Genomic DNA, 19,410 nt, shown 5'->3' with positions numbered 1-19,410 from the left:
CGTGGCCAACGTGGCGTCGCCGCTGCATGTGGTGTGGCGCAGTCTGCGGATGCTGCGCGCAGTCTGGAGCGTGCTCGCCCTGCTGGTGGTGATCGGGGTGATCGCCGCCGCGCTGCCGTATGTCACGGTGGCCGCCTTCGGGCCGATGGTGCAGGTCATCGCCGATGCGGGCAACAGCGGAAACCTCAGCAGTGTATGGGATTTGAGTGGGCCGCTGGTCGCCCGCCAGGACGGACTGCTGCATTCGTTGGCCGGGCCGGTACCGTTCGTGGTCCTGTTGGCCGTCTGGGCGTCCTCGCTGGTGCTGACCCAGCTGATGTACTTCGTCAACGCCTGGATCGGCGCTCACGTCGAACGGATCCTGTTGGTCGACATCCGACAGCGCGTCCACGACCACCTGCAGTCATTATCCCTCGACTTCTTCCTGGGTTCGCGCAGTGGCGAACTGATGCACCGAGTCATGACCGAATCCGCTGGTGTGCAACGACTCCTGACTGACTGCCTGCTGCCACCGCTGATCGATGTGGTGGTGTTGGTGGTGGTGATCAGCTACCTGTTGGCCCTCTCCTGGCAGATGACAGTGGCTGCGTTGGTGCTCACCCCGCTCGCGCTGATCACCCTCAGGTACGTCGGCCGCCACGTACAGGCGGTGATGAGGCGCGTGATGAATGCCGAGCGGGCGATGGCTGCCGAGGTCGAGCAGACGATCAGCGGGATTGCCGAGATTCAGATGTTCAACGCACAACCGGTCCGCAGCAAGCGATTTCATGAGGTGTCCGAGGAGGCTGCGAAGGGGTCGGCCGCCTCGGTGGTCTGGATGCAGGCCACCGTGAACGGCTCGCAGATCTTCGTGGCTCTCAGCACGGTCATCGTGCTGCTGGTCGGGGTGGGCCTCAGCACGCACTTCGGGCTGACGTTCGCGGGCCTTCTGGTGTTCGCGGGTGTGGTTCCGGTGATGTTCAGCGCCGCACAGCGGGTCCTCGGCGCGTACACCACGTATCAGGCTCTGGCGCCGAATGTGATGTCTACGTATGAACTGCTGGACACGAAGCCCTCGGTGCGTGAAGCCGAGGATGCCCTAGCGCTGGGCGAGGTGCACGGCAACCTGGTATTCGACGACGTGACCTTCGGCTACACGCCCGGACGGAACATCGTCGAAGGGCTGTCTTTCTCGATCGCCGAGGGGGAGACGGTCGGGCTGGTCGGCGGAATCGGGTCGGGCAAGTCGACGGTGTTCAACCTGATGCTGCGGTTCCGCGATCCCCAACACGGACGGATCCTGTTGGACGGCAACGATATCTCGACCGTCACCATCGAGTCGCTGCGCGATCAGGTGTCCAAGCTTGCTCAGTTCCCGTTCTTCACCAAAGACACCATCCGGGAGAACATCCGGTTGGCCCGGCCGGACGCCACCGACGCGGACATCGAAGAAGCCTGCACCGCAGCTCACATCCACTCGGTCATCACCACCAAGATGCACGACGGTTACGACACGGTGGTGGACGTCCAGATTCCCTCGGGCGGGCAGAAGCGCCTGATCGCGCTGGCGCGTTGTCTGTTGCGCCGGCCCGAGGTGCTGCTGCTCGACGAGCCGACCGAGAACCTCGACGCCGACGAGCGGGCCCGGATGATCGGGGTGATCCGCGGTTACGCCGGCGAGCGCACCTGCCTGGTGGTCAGCCACGATCTGGATTTCATTGCCGCGGTAGCCGATCGGATCCTGGTGCTCGAAGACGGGCGTATTTCACAGAGCGGCGATCATCAGGCCCTGATGGCCCAGGACGGCCTCTACAAGCGCCTGCACGAGGTGCAGAGCGAGCGTTAGTCGGCCTGGGCCTCGCCGTCGCCGTCGGCCCCAGGTTCGGGATCGGGGACATCGCGTCGCCGCGCGAACATCAGCACCACGTCGTGAATCGGCGCCTCACGCAGCCCACCCCACTCCGGCCCGACCGCGTAGTCGGCATCGGTGGCCACGAACCGATAGCCCGGCAGGTCGCGTTGCGGAGCGAACGGAAACTTCATGTGCCACAGGCGGTCTGCAACCGCGACGGCGGCGTCGGTGGGCATCGGCAAGTCGATCCCGAGCGGGATACAGATGTCCTGGGTGTGGATCAGGATGTCCAACAGCGGGTCGACTTCTTTGGTCAGGGGCGGCCGCTTGCGTGAACCAGCCATGGCTCGAATCCGTGCCGTGATGGCGGCGGGCTCGGCGGGATCCTCCAGCGCTGCCCGGCGCACCATGGCGTCGAACCGGAAGCCCGACTTGATCGCCGCCGGCAGCATCTCGCTGATGCTCGCGTGGCCCTGCGTGATGTGGATCGCGACTTCACGCACCGTCCAGCCGGCGCACAGCGACGGCGTCGCCCACTGCTGCGGTTCGAGAGTGTCGAGCAGGTCGGCGAGCCGTCCACGCTGTTCATCGATGTTGCGCCAGATCGTGTCGGAGTCCACGGCCCGCTCCTATCGTCAGGGTTCCCTGACCAAAGTAGCGTGGCCCGTCCGTGATGGGTCGTCGACAGCAGCGTTTGATGTGCTGCTGCCGACCCTGCGTCGAACGTGCAGGCTTTAGCGCAAAATTCGCGGTTTCGCCTCGACAAGCTGCACACTCGCCACAGGGTCCAGACATCACTCGGGCCCAGCACCGGGTGCTGGGCCCGAGTCGTCCGGGGATCAGTCGGTCGCGAACGCGGCCTGCGCCTCCCTGTTCAGGTCGATGTACTTCTCCTCGCTCACGTCCACCGCGACGCCCTTGATGGTGCCGCCGGTGAACCGACCCGGATTCTGGTAGAGATCGGACACGTTGTCGCCGCTGTCGAACCCGACGCACAACCCGTCACCGGCGAGGGTGAACTTGCCGGTCTGGGCCCGCATCGGTCCCTTCATGGCCTCTTTGCCGTCTACGTAAAGGATTGTGGTTCCCAGGGATTCACCGTGTTCACCCTTCTTCTCCCAGATGAATTCCATGCCCAGCGCGTGCTTGCCCTCCGGAAGCGGGCCGGAGACGAACACCTGCTCGGGTTTGATGCCCAGGAAGTTGTAGACGTAGTGCAGCTTGTTGTCCTTGATGAACAAGGCGTGCCCGCCGAAGCGTGAACCGTGCGCGAACAGCACGCCCTGGGCATCCTTGGTCATGTCGACATCGGCGATGATCTTGTAGGACCGGCCGCGGATGTTGACCGCCACGCCCTCGGGTACCGGAGCAGTGTCTGGGTAGTAGAGGTAGCGGGTGCGCGGCGGTTCGAATTGCGGCCGCTCGATGGTGATCAACTCGACCGCGGTGCGGTCATCGAGGGGCAGGACATAGTTGTTCTTGGCCTCCTCGTTCCAGGCGTCGATCAGCTCCTTGAGTTTGTCCGGATTCTGGTCAGCGACGTTCTTGGCCTCGGAGCGATCCTCGTCGACGTGGAAGAGCTCCCACTTGTCCTGATCGAAATGGCCCTTGCCGCTGATGGGCGCGTGGAGCGCCGACGCCTTCCAGCCGTCCTGCCAGATACCGCGGGTGCCCAGCATCGCGTAGTACTGACGCTTCTTGGTGGTGGGGGCATCGGCACCGTCGAAGCTGTACCGCATCGACACACCGTTTACCGGGTACTGCTTGATGCCGCGATACTCCTCGGGCATCTTGATGCCCGCGACGTCGAGGATCGTCGGGACGACGTCCGTGGCGTGGTGGTACTGATGGCGCACCTCACCCTTGGCTTTGATGCCCTTGGGCCAGTGGATCACCATCGGATCGCAGGTGCCGCCCGAGAACTGCGAATAGCGCTTGAACATCTGGAACGGTGTGGAGAACGCCACCGCCCAGCCCGTCGGGTAGTGGTTATAGGTATCCGGAGTGCCCAACTTGTCGAGCATCTTCATGTTCTCGGCGAGATCGTCGGGGTAGCCGTTGAAGAATTTGTTCTCGTTGACTGACCCGTTCGGTGATCCCTCGCCGGAGGCGCCGTTGTCGGCGCAGTAGAAGATGACGGTGTTGTCCAACTGCCCGGTCTGTTCCAGGTAGTCGACGACCCGCCCGACCTGGGCATCGGTGTACTCGGAGAAACCGGCGAACACCTCGGCCATTCGGCTGAACAACTTCTTCTCGTCCGGGCTCAGCGCATCCCACGGCCGCACCGCGTCGGCCTCCAGGGCCACGTCCTCGGGCAACGGATTGATCGGGGTCAGCTCGGTGCCCTTGGGCATGATGTCCTTGTCGATCATCCGGCCCAGCACCCACTCGCGGTAGGCCTCGTAGCCGTCGTCGAACTTCCCCTTGTACTTCGCGGAGTACTCCTCGGGGCTGTGGTGCGGCGCATGGTTCGCGCCGGGGCAGAACCACATGTACCAGGGCTTGGAGGGGTTGCTGGACCGCTGGTCGCGCAGCATCCGGATCGCCTGATCGGCAAGGTCTTTCGACAGGTGATAGCCCTGTTCAGGCGGATACGGCTGGTCGATGAACCGATTGTCCTCGGAGAGGTCGGGATACCACTGGTTGGTTTCACCGCCGAGGAAGCCGTAGAACCGGTCAAAGCCCTTCTGCAGCGGCCACTCCGACTTGCTGCCGCCGCTGGAGACGTCCTCCTCCGGCACGTTGTGGTCTTTGCCCACCCAGAAGGTGCTGTAGCCGTTGTCCTGCAGCACCTGGCCCACCGTCGCGCACTGCGCGGGTAGCCGGGCTGCCGCGCCCGGGAAGCCGTCGGAGCCCTCGGTGATGCTGGCGAACCGGTTCACATGGTGATTGCGGCCGGTCAACAAACAAGACCGGGTGGGCGAGCACAACGCCGTGGTGTGCCACTGCGAATAGGTGAGGCCGTTGTCGGCCAGCTTCTGCAGCGTCGGCATGTTGATCCGGCCGCCATAGGGCGACCACGAGGCCATGCCGGTGTCGTCGAACAGCACCACCAGGACATTCGGTGCGCCCTCGGGGGCGTGCTTGAGTTCGAAGGGCTTCCAGTCCGGCTTCGAATCACGAACGTCGAGTTCGATCTTCCCGTCGAAGCCTTCGTTGATTCCCGTCCCGTAGTCGGGCGGGCCGGCGTGTCCACCGGCTCCTCCGCCGACGCCGGGTTTGCCTGAGTCGTCGCAGCCGGAAACCAGTGCGCCCACGGTGGCCGCGCCTACTCCGGCGGCTGCGATGCCCCCGAGCATCGAACGTCGCGACAGCTTGCCGCGTTGATCGCGATCGGTCTCGGTCAGGTCATCGCTGTTCGATTCCATGTTGACTGACCCTATGCCCGATCAGGCGCGCTGTCCTGGAAAAACACCGCCCGTGTTGGCAACCGTCGAGAAGTGTTGTGTCTCAAGATGATTCTTGCAGGCGAGTGCCGAGGGCAAATTTGGGTAGGCGTCTGTCGGCCGCCCCTTCTGGGTGAGATCCCTAGAGGGGTATCGGACGGTTCAGGTCGTCGCCGTCGTCGTCGATGAGTAGCTCATGGAAACTCCGCAAAGCCGACGCGCACGCCGCGCGCTCCGTGGGGTCGAGCCGGTCGAGCACTCTGCTCAGTTCGCGTCGACGTCGGGTGGTGACCTGGCGGACCAGTTTGCGTCCGCGGTCGGTCAGCGACAGTGTGACGACGCTGCGGTTGGTGGGGTCCGAACCGCGGACCAGATGGCCGGAGGCGTCGAGCCGATCGGCCAGCCGCGTCACTGTCGAGCCCACCACCCCGAGCGCCTGGGCGCATTCCGTGGACGTCGACTTCCCCCGCTCATGGAGTACGAGCAACAGCCGGAACTGCGGGAGCGAGAGTTCCAGTTGCTCCACGCTACGGAGAGCGACGCCCACCAGATCTCGGGTTGCGACTTCGAATGCCGACAGTTCGTCGACCGGCGTTCGGGTCATCTCGTGCTGCGGCGCGCTGCCCATCCAGCGAGTATTCCACGCGGTGGGCCCTGGTGGCTGAGAGTCTCGTATGAGGTCAGAGGTTTTGACGCATGCATTCAATGCATTTGGGAATATCCATCGTGCGTGGGTCAAAGAACTTGTCCACCAATTGAATTCGGAAAACATGAATCGGCTCACAATTGCGGCGGCGCGCCGATTGTTCGGGGTTGGGTCGGACGCCGGTTCGGCGCACATACTGAATGCTGTGCGCCCGAAGTCATGGCCGGCGGCGGTGTGGCGGTACGTCCGCAGCGCCCCGCTGACCTATGCCTGGCTGGCCGTCCTGTTGGTCACCACCATCATCCAGCGTCAGACGCACGGGCGACAGCTGCACGACCTGTTGATCGAGAACTCGACCAACATCCACCACCTGGGCACCGACCCGCTCTACGTCCTGGTCACCAGTCTGTTCTGGATCGATGGCCGCTACTGGACGCCGTATCTGGTCCTGTTCAGTCTCATCCTCGCGCCCGCTGAACGCTGGCTCGGTCAAATTCGTTGGCTGGCAGTGGGTTTGATATCCCATGTGCTGTCCACCTACATCAGCGAGGGCCTGCTGTATCTGGCGATCCACGATCATCTCGCACCCGAACGGCTCGTCCACGTCCGCGATGTCGGGGTGAGCTACTTCCTCGTCGGGGTGGGCGCCGTGCTGGCCTATCGCATCCCTCGGCCATGGCGATGGGTCTATCTCGGCGCGGCGATCCTCTACTTCGGCGCTGCGCTGATCAGCAATATCAACTTCACCGCGATCGGCCACATGTCGGCGCTGCTGATCGGGCTGTGCTGTTACCCGTTGACGCGGAAACGTGGCCGGGCAGCTTCGTCTTCGTCGCTTTCTACTGAAGGGTCGTGACGGCGGCCGATCGGCAGCCGTGGCGTGGAAACCGGCGTGGCGTTCTATTCGCTGGACTGCGACAGCAACGCCACCACCGCGTCGGTCAACGTCGCGCGGGCGATCTCGAGATCCGAGGTGAAGCCCACTTGGCGTTCGTTGCTCAGGCCGCGGATCGCAGCGGGAAGCAGACACCGCACCCGGTACAGCTGGTCCGGATCGAGGTCGAGCCCGGCCATCAGATAGTCGAAGCCCTGAATCCAGTCGAGTTCGCGTGCCGCGAAAGCCGCTGCCGTCTGCGGGTATTCGGCGGCGATATCGGAACGACGAGGCGGCAGGGAGGTGCGCAATGCCGTGAGTGCCCGGCCCTCGGTGGTGTCCAGGTAGGTCCAGACGGAGTCGATGGCCGCGGCCACCCGTTCGCGCAAGGTGTCGCTGCGCTCCGGCAGGGCATCGGCGTTGGATGCCCAACTGCGGGAATGGATCTCGGTGATCACCGCCACCCACAGTCCGTCCAGGTCACCGAACTGGTGCTGCACCGTGCCCCAGGTGACTTCCGCGTCTTTGGCGATGCGATTGGCTGACACCGGCTCGCCGCCGCTGTCGGCCAGACAACGGATGGCGACGTCGAGCAGGCGGGCACGGGTCTCCAGGCCGCGCTTGTTCAGCCGGGTACCGGCGGCCGACTGGATCGCCGCCGACGGCACCGCGGCACGCCATTGCTCCAGGGCGCGGGCCGCCTGCGGGGATTCGTGGGTGTTCAGGCAAATCTCCCTGGGTTCGCCGCGACCGCCCGTCGCAGTGTCGGCCGGTTGGCGCTGTAGGCCTGCACGACGGGTTCGAGTTCGTGTGGGCTGGCCCCATGCATGATGACGGAATGGGTGCCCAGGTCGTACTGCCGGGCAATGGTTTTCGTGCAGTCCTGTGGTGATCCCTTGGCCACTGAGTCCAACCATTCGGCCGGAATCAGTTCGCCGATCCGCTGCAGCGTCTCGAATGAGGCGCTGGCGTCGATGGGCCCGGCGGTGGCCGCATCGGTGAACAGTTCGCTCTGCTTGATTCGTTCCCATGCCGCGGGATCCCAACCATTGGCCGAGACCAGCACGTCCGCGTATGCCTGCAGGTAGGTTGCCAGTCGCCCGACGCCACGACGCAACTGATCCTCCTCCGAGAGCGTGTCGCAGACCGTCGCCAGGCATGCCCAGATGCGAATGCTGTCGGGATCGCGGCCCGCGCGTTCGGCACCGCGACGCACCGCCGCGACCGACGACGTCGTCGCCTCGTCGGAGAAGAAGGTATGGAGCACAACGAAATCGGCGATCTCGCCGGCGAGCTCCATGGTCTTGGGGCCGACCGCGACCAAACCGATGGGCGGTCCGTCGGGCAGGCCGCTGGCGTGACGCAGGAACGGCCACTTCCCGGCCGGGCCCTCGTGGTTGAGGATCATCTCGCCGGCCCAGAGCCGGCGCAGGATGCCGAAGAAGTCGCGCAGCCGGGCCTCGGTGACGACGGGAAGGCCGATCGCGTTCCAGTACGCCGCCATCCCGCGGCCGAACGCCATGGCGAAGCGGCCCTCGGTGAGCGCGTGCATCGTCGATCCGATCGTCGCGGTGACCGTGGGATGCCGGGTGTGGTAGTTGGTCGACGGGGCGATTCCCAGCGTGTCGCTGGCGCCCGCGACCGCGCCGGAGAGAACCGCCGGGTCCTTCACGGTGAAGCGTTCACCGATGTGGCAGGAGCCCAAGCCGAGCGCGTCCGCCGTACGGGCCTCGGGGAGCACCACCCGGACATCCGCGGGGTGGCGGGTCACGGCGTAGTAGCCGAGCTCGTTGAGCTGGTCGAGCCGGCCATCGGTGCTCGACGGTTCCGTGACCTGCGGAGCAGTGCTCATTGCGTACCTCTCGTTCCGTGGATGACTAGCACTCTCGGTCGCGGTGGCCACCATTGTCAATGAGGGTTCTCAATGAATGGGAGATGCGGCTGGGGCTGCACAGGGTGAAGTGTTGAGCGTTGTCGGCGAGGGTTGGCAATGGAAGCGCCAGAATTTTTGAGCGCCTGATCGTCAGCGCGGCTCTGAAGAGTTGTTGTGGAGCCGATGACGGGAATCGAACCCGCGTATTCAGCTTGGGAAGCTGATGTTCTGCCATTGAACTACATCGGCATGGTGCTGACGAAGGATAGCAACCCGGCCCGGGTTGTGGGTACGGCGGGCAGACATCGTCTCGGTGAGTCTAAGAAATTGACGCCCAGTGATCGGCGGGGTGATGGCCTGCGGCCGGCGAAGGCCACAGACGCAGCCGACGGGCGGCTGTCCAGTGCGGACCCTGCACCCCAGCCGGTGCGGCGAAAACTTCCACCCCAGAACGTGATTGCTGTTCACGCCGCACCCTGAGAATCGGGTAAAAGCTCGCCCCGAAGTTCTCAGATGCTCTCTCTACCGTCAGTTGTCGTGGGCTCCATCCGGCGCTGAATGGAGCGAACAGGCCCGCAGCCCGGGCCGAATCAATCGAGGGGTTCAACCCAAATGGATGTTGTTATCGGTATCGCCATGACCTCGCGCGACGCCCGGCTTCTCCTGGTAGAGGGCACCTGCGGCGAGGGCGCGGTGATCGACCACGAATCGCTCGATGCGGACACCCGCATCGGAGTAGAGCAGCCCGGCTTCCGCGAGCGCGTCGTCAACGCCGTGATCGATGCCCGCGCCGCTGCCCCTGCGAACGGGTACAGCGTCGCCCGCGTTGAGCTGACCTGGACCGACGCGGTGGCCAGTGAGGCCAAGCTGGTTCTCGACGCCCTCGCGGAGCAGGGCATCACCAACGTCGCGGTGGTCTCCAGCGCCGACGCTCTCGAAGCGGCCGCCGAATACACAGTCCAGATCGCAGACTGCGACTCGATCGCCCTGTGCGTGGTGGAGCCCGACGAGGCCATGCTGGCCGTCGTAGGCGCCGAGGATGAGGACGGCTCACGCCGGATACGTAGCCGGCGACTGGAAGGACCTGACGAGGCCACCGCGATGCTGGCACTGCGCGGCGTCTGCGACAGCTTTCCCGAACCGATCGCCGCGGTCGCCATCGCGGGATCAGCCCAGGATGCGGAAAACCTTGTCGAAGAGGTGAATTCGGTGATGGCGCGCCCCGTCGTGCTCGGCGACGACGCCGCCCTGCTGCTCGCGCGCGGTGCCTTGCTCGCCAGTGCCTACGTTGGGGACGACGCCGCGCCGGCACCCAAGCGCGACCCGCTGATGCGCACCTTGAGCACAGTTATGGCGACGGCCGTGCTGATCGTCGTGGGGTCGGTGTTCCTGGTGCTCACCGTGCACAGGAACAGCGGCAGCGTTCCGCCGCAGGCGTCGAACCAGGCTGAACATGCCGCGCCGATGTCGCCCGCCGAGCCGCTGCTGCCCCCGCAGGCCGGGCCTGAAGCCGGCACCGCCCAGCCGGTCCACACCGTGGCGTGCAGGGTGCTGCCGTGGGAGGTGCGGGCGTCGGAGAAGCACATGATGGCGCCATGCGCAGGCACCGCTTTGCCGCCGTTGCCGCGGGTGGTCCGTCGCTAACCGATACGCTCGTCGGGTGCTGCTCTCCGATCGAGACATCCGGGCCGAGATCGCTGCGAAACGCCTGGCCCTCGAGCCGTTCGACGATGCCCTGGTGCAGCCGTCGAGCGTCGACGTCCGACTGGACAGCCTGTTCCGGGTCTTCAATAACACCCGCTACACCCACATCGATCCGGCCAAACAGCAGGACGAGCTGACCTCCCTCGTCGAACCCGCCGAAGGTGAGCCGTTCGTGCTGCACCCGGGCGAGTTCGTCCTCGGCTCCACACTCGAGGTGTGCACGCTGCCCGACGACCTGGCCGGGCGCCTGGAAGGCAAGTCCTCGCTGGGCCGTCTCGGATTGTTGACGCACTCGACGGCCGGGTTCATCGACCCGGGCTTCTCCGGGCACATCACCCTGGAGCTCTCCAACGTCGCCAACCTGCCGATCACGCTGTGGCCCGGCATGAAGATCGGCCAGCTGTGCCTGCTGCGGCTGACGAGTCCGGCCGAGCACCCGTACGGCAGCGACAAGGTCGGCTCGAAGTACCAGGGTCAGCGCGGTCCGACACCGTCACGCTCACATCTGAACTTCATCAAGTCGTAGGTGCGTTGCCGAGTGGCCACACTCCCGCGCTGATTTCTACCGGTGGGCCGTGGAAATTGCCGATGAGCTGCCCAGGCGTAGAAAACGGGGCCGACGGCGGGCGAGAGCTCTGGTGAACTTTCAGTAACCACACCGCAACACGAAACACGCCGGAAACACGATCGCCGCGCCGCTGAAACCCGCGGCCGACATTCTCGCCAAGTGCCTGAAATCGATCCGGCCGCCACCGCATGGCTGCTCGCCAGCACCGCGCTGGTCCTGCTGATGACCCCCGGCCTCGCCATCTTCTACGGCGGCATGGTCCGCACCACCGGCGTGCTCAACATGATCATGATGAGCTTCATCTCGATCCCGCTGGTCACGGTGGCCTGGCTGCTCGTCGGCTACACCCTGGCGTTCTCCGATGACGCCGGCGGCGGTCTGATCGGCGGCCTGCAGCACTTCGGCATGCTCGGCATCACGCCGAGCACGGCCCACGGCGCGGTGCCCGAGCTGCTGTTCGCCACATTCCAGCTGACCTTCGCGATCATCACTGCAGCCCTGGTCAGCGGTGCCATCGCCGACCGGGCGAAATTCGCCGCGTGGATGCTGTTCGTCCCGATCTGGGCCGTCGCGGTGTACGCCGTCGTCGCGCACTGGGTCTGGGGTCCGGGCGGCTGGCTGGCCGGCCTCGGCGTCCTCGACTACGCGGGCGGCCTCGTCGTCGAGATCGTCTCCGGCTCCTCGGCCCTGGCTCTGGCCCTGGTGCTCGGCCCGCGCATCGGCTTCAAGCAGGACGCGATGCGTCCGCACAACCTGCCGTTCGTGTTGCTCGGCGTCGGCCTGCTGTGGTTCGGCTGGTTCGGCTTCAACGCTGGCTCGGCGCTGGCCGCCAACGGCACCGCCGCGGCGATCTTCCTCAACACCCTGGTCGCAGGCTGCCTGGGCATGTTGGGCTGGCTGACCGTCGAGCAGGTCCGCGACGGCAAGCCCACGACCTTCGGCGCCGCCTCCGGTGTGGTGGCCGGCCTGGTCGCGATCACCCCGTCGTGCGGGACGGTCAACACCCTCGGCGCGGTCGTGGTCGGCCTGGCTGCCGGCGTGGTGTGTTCCTTTGCGATCGGCCTGAAGTTCCGGTTCGGGTATGACGACTCGCTCGACGTGGTCGGCGTGCACTTCGTCGGCGGCGTGGTCGGTGTCCTGCTCATCGGATTCCTGGCCACCGAGGTGATGACCGCGGGTCCGCAGGGCCTCTTCTATGGCGGCGGGCTGACCCAGCTGGGCAAGCAGCTGCTGGGCGCGGTCGCCGTGGCGGCCTACGCCTTCACCATGTCCTACGTGATCGCCAAGGCCATCGACCGGTTCATGGGATTCCGGCTCAGCCCCGAGGACGAGACGACCGGCGTCGATTTCACCCAGCACGCCGAGTCCGCCTACGCCGAAGGTGTGCACGGGCATCTGCCTCAGCGCCGGCCCGGATTGTTCGGCGGAACGCTGGGCCAGTTGGGCCAGTTCGGAGAGCGTGAACATCACCCGGATCCGGCCGATGAGGACAGCGCGGGATGAACCGGCCGGCGCCGTTTGTCGTAATGCCGAGTAGGGTCTAACTAACCGGCGCCGGCACGCACCATGCCGTCGCGGTCCGACCGGAATCTCAGCGCGGTAGCTAATCCGCCCGGGTGTAACGATCGAGCAGGTTGCACCGATGAAGGTTCTAGTTGTCGGCTCGTGCGGCATGTGTGCGTAATGGCGACAAACGCAGTGCAGCAAACACATTGGAGGGCTTGGTGGACATCGTATTGGGTGTGGCGATGGCACCTACGACAGTCCGCATGGTGCTGGTCGAGGGGGAGAAAGCCGACGGGGTCACCGTCGATCATGACGTCTTCGACGTCACTTCTGTTGACGATTCGGCAACCATCAGTGCGGCCGATCAGGTCGTCGCCGCGATCCTCGGAACCCAGGAGAGTGCCACCACGGGTGGGCACCATTTGAAGTCGATCGGCGTCACGTGGACTGACCATTCGGACGCGGCCGCGCTGCGCGACACGCTGTCCGCGCACGGCATCGACGACGTCATGTTGGTCTCCGAGGGCCACGCCGCCGCAGCGCTGGCCCAGGCGGTCGGGCGCGCGGTGGGTTACGACACCACGGCGCTGCTGTTCATCGACCGGGACACCGCGACACTGTCGGTGGTGAAGACCGACGACGGTTCGGTGGTCAAGGTGCTTGGGCGGTCCCTGCACAGTGCCGATGCCATGGCCGTGCTCACGGAGATGGCCGCCGCCGTAGACGCTGCCGAATCCGCGCCGGACGGCATGTTCGTCCTCGGCTCGGGAGTAGACGTCGCCTCGGTCAAGGCGCATCTGGAAAACCTGGTGTCGCTGCCGGTCAATGCCCCCGACGAGCCCGAGATGGCGCTGGCCCGCGGCGCGGCGCTGGCGTCGGCCAATGCACCGGCGTTCGAGGCCACCACGGTCGGTTTGGCGTACTCGCAAGATCCCGACGGCACCACCGCCGGCAGTGCCTACGCGTTGGCCGGTCTGGCCACCGAGATGGCCCCGGTGGGTGCCGAGTCGATCGACGGGGTTGACCTTGTCGCCGACGAGATGCCACTGGACGAGGAACGCAAACCGTTCCTGCTGGTCGGTTCCGCGCTGACCTCAGTGTTCGTGGTCGGTGTTGTGGCCCTGGTCATTTCGCTCGCGGTGAGCATCCGGCCGACGGTCGACCAGCGGCCTGCTCCGGCGCAGGGCGCGGTGGCGCCCAGCGCCCCGGCCAAGTTGCCCGCGCCGGCACCGCCGCCAGAAGCTGCGGTACCGCCGCCACCGGCGCCGCCGCCAGAGACCATCAAGGCACCGATCCCGGTGGTGCAGGAAGCCCCAGCACCCGCACCGCAGGCCCCGCCGCGCACGGTCTACGTCGAGCAGCCCGCCGCCGCGCCGCCGCCTGCGCCCGAGGCGCCGGCTCCGGCCCCCGAGGCTCCGCCGCCCGCCCCGGAGCCTGTGGCGCCGCCGCCGGCCCCGGTCTACAACCCGCCGGCGCCGTACATCCCGCCGCTGGTCGTGCTCCCGCCCGCACCGCGGCTGCCGAACATCTTCCGTCCGCCATGGGATCCGCCGCAGCGCCAGCAGCCGCAGCGTCCGCCGTGGCAGCCGCCGTCGCGCCATGAACCGGAAACCCCGCAGTGGCCCGGCTCCGGCTCGGATGACTGGGGACCCGGATCCGGCTCGGGCCCGAGCTCGGGGTGGAACCCCGGCCGGGGCTCAGGTGATTGGAACCCCGGTCGGTCCAGCGGTTCCGGTGACTGGAACCCGGGTGGTTCGGGATCCGGCGATTGGAATCCCGGCCGTTCCGGTGGTTCGCGCGGTGGCGGTGACGGCGGGTCGCTGTGGCCCTTCCCGTCGTTCGGCGGGCACTAGCCCCTGATCGGCGGCCCCGCCTCCAACCGTTACCTGACGTTGGCCTGCCGCTCAGTGTCACGTAGCAGCTAGCTCATACTGGCGGCCTATCCAGGCAGTATGCGATGCACCGTTTTCGGTACCGGCTATCTGGGCGCGACACATGCCGCAGGGATGGCCGAGCTCGGCCATGAGGTGATCGGGGTCGACATCGACCCGGGCAAGGTGGCCAAACTCGCCGCCGGCGATATCCCGTTCTACGAGCCCGGCCTGCGCAAGGTGCTGAACGACAACCTGTCTGCCGGCCGGCTGCGGTTCACCACCGACTATGACGAGGCCGCCGATTTCGCCGACGTGCACTTCCTCGGCGTCGGCACCCCGCAGAAGAAGGGCGACTACAGCGCCGATCTGCGTCACGTGCATGCCGTCATCGACACCCTGGTGCCACGGCTTCGCCGCTCGGCGGTGATCGTCGGCAAGTCCACCGTTCCGGTCGGTACCGCAGCCGATCTGGCCGAGCGGGCCCGAGGGCTGGCGCCCACGGGGGTGGACGTCGAGGTGGCCTGGAATCCGGAGTTCCTGCGCGAGGGCTATGCCGTGCACGACACGCTGCACCCGGATCGCATTGTGGTTGGTGTGCAGAATGATTCGGCCCGCTCCGAATCTGCGATCCGGGAGCTCTACGCCCCGCTGATCGCCGAGGGGGTGCCGTTCCTCGTCACCGACCTGCAGACCGCCGAGCTGGTCAAGGTGTCGGCCAACGCGTTCCTGGCCACCAAGATCTCGTTCATCAACGCGATCTCCGAAGTGTGTGAGGCCACGGGTGCCGACGTCACGCTGCTGGCCGACGCGTTGGGTTATGACCCGCGTATCGGTCGCCGATTCCTCAACGCGGGCTTGGGTTTCGGTGGCGGCTGCCTGCCCAAGGACATCCGGGCGTTCATGGCCCGCGCAGGCGAGCTCGGCGCCAACCACGCGCTGACGTTCCTGCGGGAGGTGGACAGCATCAACATGCGCCGCCGCACCGCCATGGTGGAGCTGACCACGCGGGCCTGCGGCGGATCCCTGCTGGGCGCCAACATCGCCGTCCTCGGCGCGGCGTTCAAACCCGAGTCCGATGACGTCCGCGATTCGCCCGCGCTCAACGTCGCCGGCATGCTGCAGCTGAACGGCGCCGCGGTCAACGTCTACGACCCCAAGGCGATGGACAATTCGCAGCGGGTGTTCCCCACGCTGAACTACTCCACCTCGGTCATCGAAGCCTGCGACCGGGCAGATGCGGTGCTGGTGCTCACCGAGTGGGCCGAGTTCGTCGACCTGGACCCGGCCGAGCTGGCCGACACGGTCCGCGTCAAAGTCGTTGTGGACGGTCGTAATTGCCTGGATGCGCAACGCTGGCGGGAAGCCGGATGGCGTGTTTATGCGTTGGGGCGCCCCGTCGCCACTGTTTGACACTTGTAGAACAAATTCTGCGGTCGTAGGCTCGGGCCATGCGGGAACGAATCCGGTGGATGGCCCTGCACGGGGTGGTTCGAGGCATTTCTGCGTACGGGATGCGGCACGGCGACGCGCAGGCTCGGCTCATCGCCGACCCGGCGGTGCGGGCCGACCCGGCGCCCTTCGCCGACGAGATGCGCCGGCACGGACCGATAGTGCGCGGTCGCGCCCTCCTGATGACCTTCGACCACGACGTAGCCACCGAGCTGCTGCGCTCCGATGACTTCCGGGTGTCGCGGCTCGGCGGCAACCTGCCGAAGCCGTTGCGCTGGGTGGCCGACAAGACCGACACCGGGTCACTGCACCCGCTGCTGCCGCCATCCCTGCTCGCGGTCGAACCGCCCGATCACACCCGCTACCGCAAGCTGGTGTCCTCGGTGTTCACCACCCGCGCGGTCGCCCGGCTGCGGGAACGGGTCCAGGAGACCGCCGACGAACTGCTGGACTCGATGGACGGCGCCGGTGTGGTCGACGTCGTCCACCGGTATTGCGCCCAGCTGCCGGTCGCGGTGATCAGCGACATCCTGGGTGTGCCCGATGCGGACCGGTCCCAGATCCTGCGTTTCGGCGAGCTCGGCGCGCCGAGTCTGGACATCGGGCTGACCTGGCGGCAGTACCAGGAGGTGAACTCCGGTATCCAAGGGTTCGAGTCGTGGCTGACCGACCACCTGCGTCAACTACGGCGCAACCCCGGCGAGGACCTGCTGAGCCAGATCATCCAGGCCTCCGATGCCGGTGCCGCCGGGGAACCGCTCAACGAGGCCGAGCTGCGGGCGCTGGCCGGGTTGGTGCTGGCGGCCGGGTTCGAGACCACGGTCAACCTGCTGGGCAACGGCATCCGGATGCTGCTCGACCATCCCGAACACCTCAACACCCTGGCCGCGCGCCCCGAGCTGTGGCCGAACACGGTGGAGGAGATCCTGCGGCTGGACTCCCCGGTGCTGATGAGCGCGCGGGTAGCCCTGCGGGAGACCGAAGTCGCCGGAACTCCGGTGCAGGCCGGAGAACTCGTCATCGTGCACCTCTCCGGGGCCAATCGGGACCCCGCGGTGTTCGCCGATCCGCACCGCTTCGACATCGAACGCGACAACGCCGGACGGCACCTGTCGTTCTCCGGCGGGCGCCACTTCTGCCTCGGCGCAGCCCTGGCCCGAGCCGAGGGTCAGGTGGGGCTGCAGACCTTCTTCGAGCGGTTCCCCGACGCCCGGGCGGCCGGTGAGGGCAGCCGTCGCGAGACCCGAATCCTGCGCGGCTGGTCGACTCTGCCGATCGCGCTCGGGAAGGCACGCACAGCGGTAAGTTCGTGACGTGGACTTCCGAGCTGCACTGCTCGACCAGACCCGTTCCTTCGGGGAGCTGATCGCCTCCAGCGATCCCGAGACGCCGGTGCCGACGTGCCCGGAGTGGACGCTCAAGCAACTGTTCCGCCACGTCGGGCGCGGAAACCGTTGGGCGGCACAGATTATCTCCGAGCGTCGGGTGTCGCCCCTGGACCCGCGTGAAGTTCACGAGGGCAAGCCGCCCGATGATCCCGAGGCCGCGATCGAGTGGCTCAATGCGGGTGCGGCCCTGGTCCTCAAGGCCGTCGATCAGGTCGGCACCGACACGCGGGTGTGGACGTTTCTGGGCCCCAAACCCGGCGGCTGGTGGATCCGGCGACGTGTCCACGAGGCAGCGGTTCACCATGCCGACGCAGCGCTGGCCGTGGGAACTGCATTCGAGCTGCCGGTCGACCTCGCCGCTGACGCCGTCAGCGAATGGCTGGAGATCTCGACCGGTATGGCCAACAAACGGCACGCAGAGCCGCTCCCGTTGGACACCAGCATCCACCTGCACGCGACGGACGACGGTCTGGGCCCCACGGGGGAGTGGACGGTCGAGCACGACGAAGACGGGCTCGGCTGGTCCCACAGTCACGGCAAGGGCACCGTCGCGCTGCGCGGGCCGGCCAGAGACCTGTTGCTGGCCATCACGCGGCGGCGCAGTGCGACCGAACTCGGGCTCGATGTGTTCGGTGACACCGCAACCTGGGATGCCTGGCTCGACCGCACACCGTTCTGAGTGGCGTACGTTGCGTTCATGACCACATCCGAGATCGCCACGGTTCTGGCCTGGCATGACGCGCTGAACGACAAGGACGTCGACACCCTCATCGCACTGTCAAGCGATGACATCGAGTTGGGCGATGCCAATGGGGCTGCTCAGGGACACGCCGCCCTCCGCGACTGGGCCGCATCCACGGGCGGCACCGTGACACCGGGGCGGATGTTCGTGCACGACGGCGTGGTCGTCGTCGAACAGACCGTGCGGGCCGCCGACGGCACGGCCCACTCCGGCGCTGCCGCCTTTCGGGTGGTCCACGACCATGTCACCTCGGTGTTCCGCCATGACACCCTGGCTGCCGCACTGGCCGCGACCGAGCTCACCGAGAAGGATCTCGCCGGCTGACGCCATTGACCGGCGTCGCCAGCACCGCGGCAATCCCCGTCGTCAACGGGACCGACAGCGCCAGGGCGATGCCGCCCACCGCGGATCGGGCGATCTCGATCGCCACGCTCTCACCCGTCAGCACGTCGCCCAGCGACCGGTTGGCCACGCTGAACAACAGCAGCAGCGGCAGCGCGCTACCGGCATAGGCCAGCACCAGGGTGTAGACGGTGCTGGCGATGTGGTCGCTGCCCACCCGCATGGCACCGGTGAAAATCGACCGCCGGCTCCCGCCGTGCTCGGCCAGTTCGAACACCGCCGAGGCCTGGGTGATGGTGACGTCGTTGAGCACACCGAGTGAGCCGATGATGAAGCCGGCCAACAGCAGACCCGTGATCGACACGTTGCCCATATAGGCGGCGACCTCGTTGTTCTGATCCTCGGAAAGGCCCGTCAAGTGGGCCATTTCGATTGCCGCCCAGGACAATATGGCGGCCAGAAGCAACGAGGTGAGGGTGCCCAGCAAAGCCGCGCTGGTGCGCAGGCTGACTCCGTGGGCCAGATAGATCACCGCGTAGAGAATGGCTGCCGAGGCCACCAACGAGACCGGGATCGCCGGGGCACCGTCACGCAGCGCGGGTAACAGGAAGATCATCAGCACCGCGAACGCCACCACGATGCCGATGATGGCGCGCAGTCCGCGCCACCGTGCCACCGCCACGATCACCACGGCGAACACCGCGGCCAGTGCGATCAACGGCCAGGTGCGCTCGTAGTCGAAGAACGCGTAGCTCGTGGTGCCGGCCTCATCGACCTGTCGGCTCACCCGGATATTGTCTCCGGCAACAAGATTCGGCTGCCCGGGGCCGGTGGTGAACTCCAGCAGAGTCTTGGCGCCCTTGTTCGGGCCCGAATCGATGGACACCAGGTTCTGCACACACGTGCCGCCGCCCGGCACGGCGGGCCTCGGCGCGGCCGTCAACACGCCACCGGCGGAGGGGCTGCCGCAGTCAGCCAGGGTGCTGGACACCACATGCCCCGCCTCGGTGGTGACGGCGCCGCCTGCAGCGTTCTGGAACGGCAGCGGGATGTCGACCTTCTGGTGGCTGGGCCACAGCACGGCGGCGCCGACGAGGACCGCGAGACCGATCGCGATCAACAGGCCGACGACGATACGGGCAGCCAGCGGACCCAGCGGAGACGGGCCTGCCAGTGAATGGGAGTGGGAATGCGTGTGCGCCACCCGGTCAGCGTAGAGGGGGCGGC

16 protein-coding genes and 1 tRNA gene are annotated in these 19,410 nt (G+C 66.6%); 10 read left to right on the top strand and 7 right to left on the bottom strand.

Annotated features, from left to right (window positions below; genetic code table 11):
- The first annotated feature begins 1 nt into the window (after window position 1).
- Window positions 2-1,825 carry an ABC transporter ATP-binding protein gene (locus ACNQR1_RS33605; protein WP_418049827.1) on the top strand — a complete coding sequence of 608 codons (1,824 nt, stop codon included), beginning with the start codon at window positions 2-4 and terminating at the stop codon, window positions 1,823-1,825.
- On the opposite strand, the gene ACNQR1_RS33600 is transcribed toward ACNQR1_RS33605, so the two are convergent.
- The 3 genes from ACNQR1_RS33600 to ACNQR1_RS33590 form a co-directional block, all read right to left on the bottom strand.
- Window positions 1,822-2,451, bottom strand: coding sequence for a maleylpyruvate isomerase family mycothiol-dependent enzyme (locus tag ACNQR1_RS33600; protein WP_418049826.1), 630 nt, complete (start codon window positions 2,449-2,451; stop codon window positions 1,822-1,824). The two genes, ACNQR1_RS33605 and ACNQR1_RS33600, sit on opposite strands and share 4 nt — an antisense overlap.
- A gap of 219 nt (window positions 2,452-2,670) precedes the next feature.
- Window positions 2,671-4,992, bottom strand: coding sequence for an arylsulfatase (locus ACNQR1_RS33595; RefSeq protein WP_418050604.1), 2,322 nt, complete (start codon window positions 4,990-4,992; stop codon window positions 2,671-2,673).
- Window positions 4,993-5,359: 367 nt separating this feature from the next.
- Window positions 5,360-5,845, bottom strand: coding sequence for a MarR family winged helix-turn-helix transcriptional regulator (locus tag ACNQR1_RS33590; RefSeq protein ID WP_418049825.1), 486 nt, complete (start codon window positions 5,843-5,845; stop codon window positions 5,360-5,362).
- Between the two features lie 223 nt (window positions 5,846-6,068).
- Here ACNQR1_RS33590 and ACNQR1_RS33585 point away from each other — a divergent pair, with 223 nt between their 5' ends.
- Window positions 6,069-6,719 (top strand): rhomboid-like protein, encoded by a 651-nt coding sequence (locus tag ACNQR1_RS33585; protein WP_418049824.1) that lies wholly within the window; start codon window positions 6,069-6,071, stop codon window positions 6,717-6,719.
- A gap of 44 nt (window positions 6,720-6,763) precedes the next feature.
- On the opposite strand, the gene ACNQR1_RS33580 is transcribed toward ACNQR1_RS33585, so the two are convergent.
- The 3 genes from ACNQR1_RS33580 to ACNQR1_RS33570 form a co-directional block, all read right to left on the bottom strand.
- The gene (locus ACNQR1_RS33580; RefSeq protein WP_418049823.1) at window positions 6,764-7,405 is read right to left on the bottom strand and encodes a TetR/AcrR family transcriptional regulator; all 642 of its coding nucleotides are present in this window, start codon (window positions 7,403-7,405) and stop codon (window positions 6,764-6,766) included.
- A 53-nt stretch (window positions 7,406-7,458) separates the two neighbouring features.
- Window positions 7,459-8,589 carry a TIGR03857 family LLM class F420-dependent oxidoreductase gene (locus ACNQR1_RS33575; protein ID WP_418049822.1) on the bottom strand — a complete coding sequence of 377 codons (1,131 nt, stop codon included), beginning with the start codon at window positions 8,587-8,589 and terminating at the stop codon, window positions 7,459-7,461.
- Between the two features lie 196 nt (window positions 8,590-8,785).
- A tRNA-Gly gene (locus ACNQR1_RS33570) sits at window positions 8,786-8,859 on the bottom strand.
- Between the two features lie 363 nt (window positions 8,860-9,222).
- On the opposite strand from ACNQR1_RS33570, the gene ACNQR1_RS33565 reads away from it, so the two are divergent.
- From ACNQR1_RS33565 to ACNQR1_RS33530, 8 genes are all read left to right on the top strand, one after another.
- The gene (locus ACNQR1_RS33565) at window positions 9,223-10,254 is read left to right on the top strand and encodes a hypothetical protein (protein WP_418049821.1); all 1,032 of its coding nucleotides are present in this window, start codon (window positions 9,223-9,225) and stop codon (window positions 10,252-10,254) included.
- Window positions 10,255-10,270: 16 nt separating this feature from the next.
- Entirely contained in the window at window positions 10,271-10,840 is a 570-nt protein-coding gene (dcd, locus tag ACNQR1_RS33560; protein ID WP_418049820.1) for a dCTP deaminase, read from the top strand.
- Between the two features lie 201 nt (window positions 10,841-11,041).
- Entirely contained in the window at window positions 11,042-12,385 is a 1,344-nt protein-coding gene (locus ACNQR1_RS33555) for an ammonium transporter (RefSeq protein WP_418049819.1), read from the top strand.
- Between the two features lie 221 nt (window positions 12,386-12,606).
- On the top strand, window positions 12,607-14,241 hold the full coding sequence (locus tag ACNQR1_RS33550) for a hypothetical protein (RefSeq protein WP_418049818.1): 1,635 nt from the start codon (window positions 12,607-12,609) through the stop codon (window positions 14,239-14,241).
- Between the two features lie 99 nt (window positions 14,242-14,340).
- Entirely contained in the window at window positions 14,341-15,672 is a 1,332-nt protein-coding gene (locus tag ACNQR1_RS33545; protein WP_418049817.1) for a UDP-glucose dehydrogenase family protein, read from the top strand.
- A 38-nt stretch (window positions 15,673-15,710) separates the two neighbouring features.
- A complete protein-coding gene (locus ACNQR1_RS33540) occupies window positions 15,711-17,024 on the top strand; it encodes a cytochrome P450 (RefSeq protein WP_418049816.1) in 1,314 nt (437 codons plus the stop codon).
- Between the two features lies 1 nt (window position 17,025).
- Window positions 17,026-17,778: a maleylpyruvate isomerase family mycothiol-dependent enzyme gene (locus tag ACNQR1_RS33535; RefSeq protein ID WP_418049815.1), complete on the top strand. Its 753-nt coding sequence runs from the start codon at window positions 17,026-17,028 to the stop codon at window positions 17,776-17,778.
- Window positions 17,779-17,796: 18 nt separating this feature from the next.
- The gene (locus ACNQR1_RS33530) at window positions 17,797-18,165 is read left to right on the top strand and encodes a nuclear transport factor 2 family protein (protein ID WP_418049814.1); all 369 of its coding nucleotides are present in this window, start codon (window positions 17,797-17,799) and stop codon (window positions 18,163-18,165) included.
- Here the strand turns inward: ACNQR1_RS33530 and ACNQR1_RS33525 are convergent.
- On the bottom strand, window positions 18,140-19,387 hold the full coding sequence (locus tag ACNQR1_RS33525) for a YibE/F family protein (protein WP_418049813.1): 1,248 nt from the start codon (window positions 19,385-19,387) through the stop codon (window positions 18,140-18,142). The two genes, ACNQR1_RS33530 and ACNQR1_RS33525, sit on opposite strands and share 26 nt — an antisense overlap.
- Between the last annotated feature and the right edge of the window lie 23 nt (window positions 19,388-19,410).

Source organism: Mycobacterium sp. 48b (genome assembly GCF_048282725.1).
Classification (GTDB): Bacteria; Actinomycetota; Actinomycetes; order Mycobacteriales; family Mycobacteriaceae; genus Mycobacterium.
Note: the sequence above shows the minus strand (reverse complement) of the source record. Positions and strands in the feature narration are given on the sequence as shown.

Excerpts from the sequence above, each read along its gene's own strand:
- ACNQR1_RS33590 (WP_418049825.1), bottom strand. The coding sequence starts at position 5,845 with ATGGGCAGCGCGCCGCAGCACGAGATGACCCGAACGCCGGTCGACGAA.
- ACNQR1_RS33575 (WP_418049822.1), bottom strand. The coding sequence starts at position 8,589 with ATGAGCACTGCTCCGCAGGTCACGGAACCGTCGAGCACCGATGGCCGG.
- ACNQR1_RS33565 (WP_418049821.1), top strand. The coding sequence starts at position 9,223 with ATGGATGTTGTTATCGGTATCGCCATGACCTCGCGCGACGCCCGGCTT.
- ACNQR1_RS33545 (WP_418049817.1), top strand. The coding sequence starts at position 14,341 with ATGCGATGCACCGTTTTCGGTACCGGCTATCTGGGCGCGACACATGCC.
- ACNQR1_RS33540 (WP_418049816.1), top strand. The coding sequence starts at position 15,711 with ATGCGGGAACGAATCCGGTGGATGGCCCTGCACGGGGTGGTTCGAGGC.
- ACNQR1_RS33530 (WP_418049814.1), top strand. The coding sequence starts at position 17,797 with ATGACCACATCCGAGATCGCCACGGTTCTGGCCTGGCATGACGCGCTG.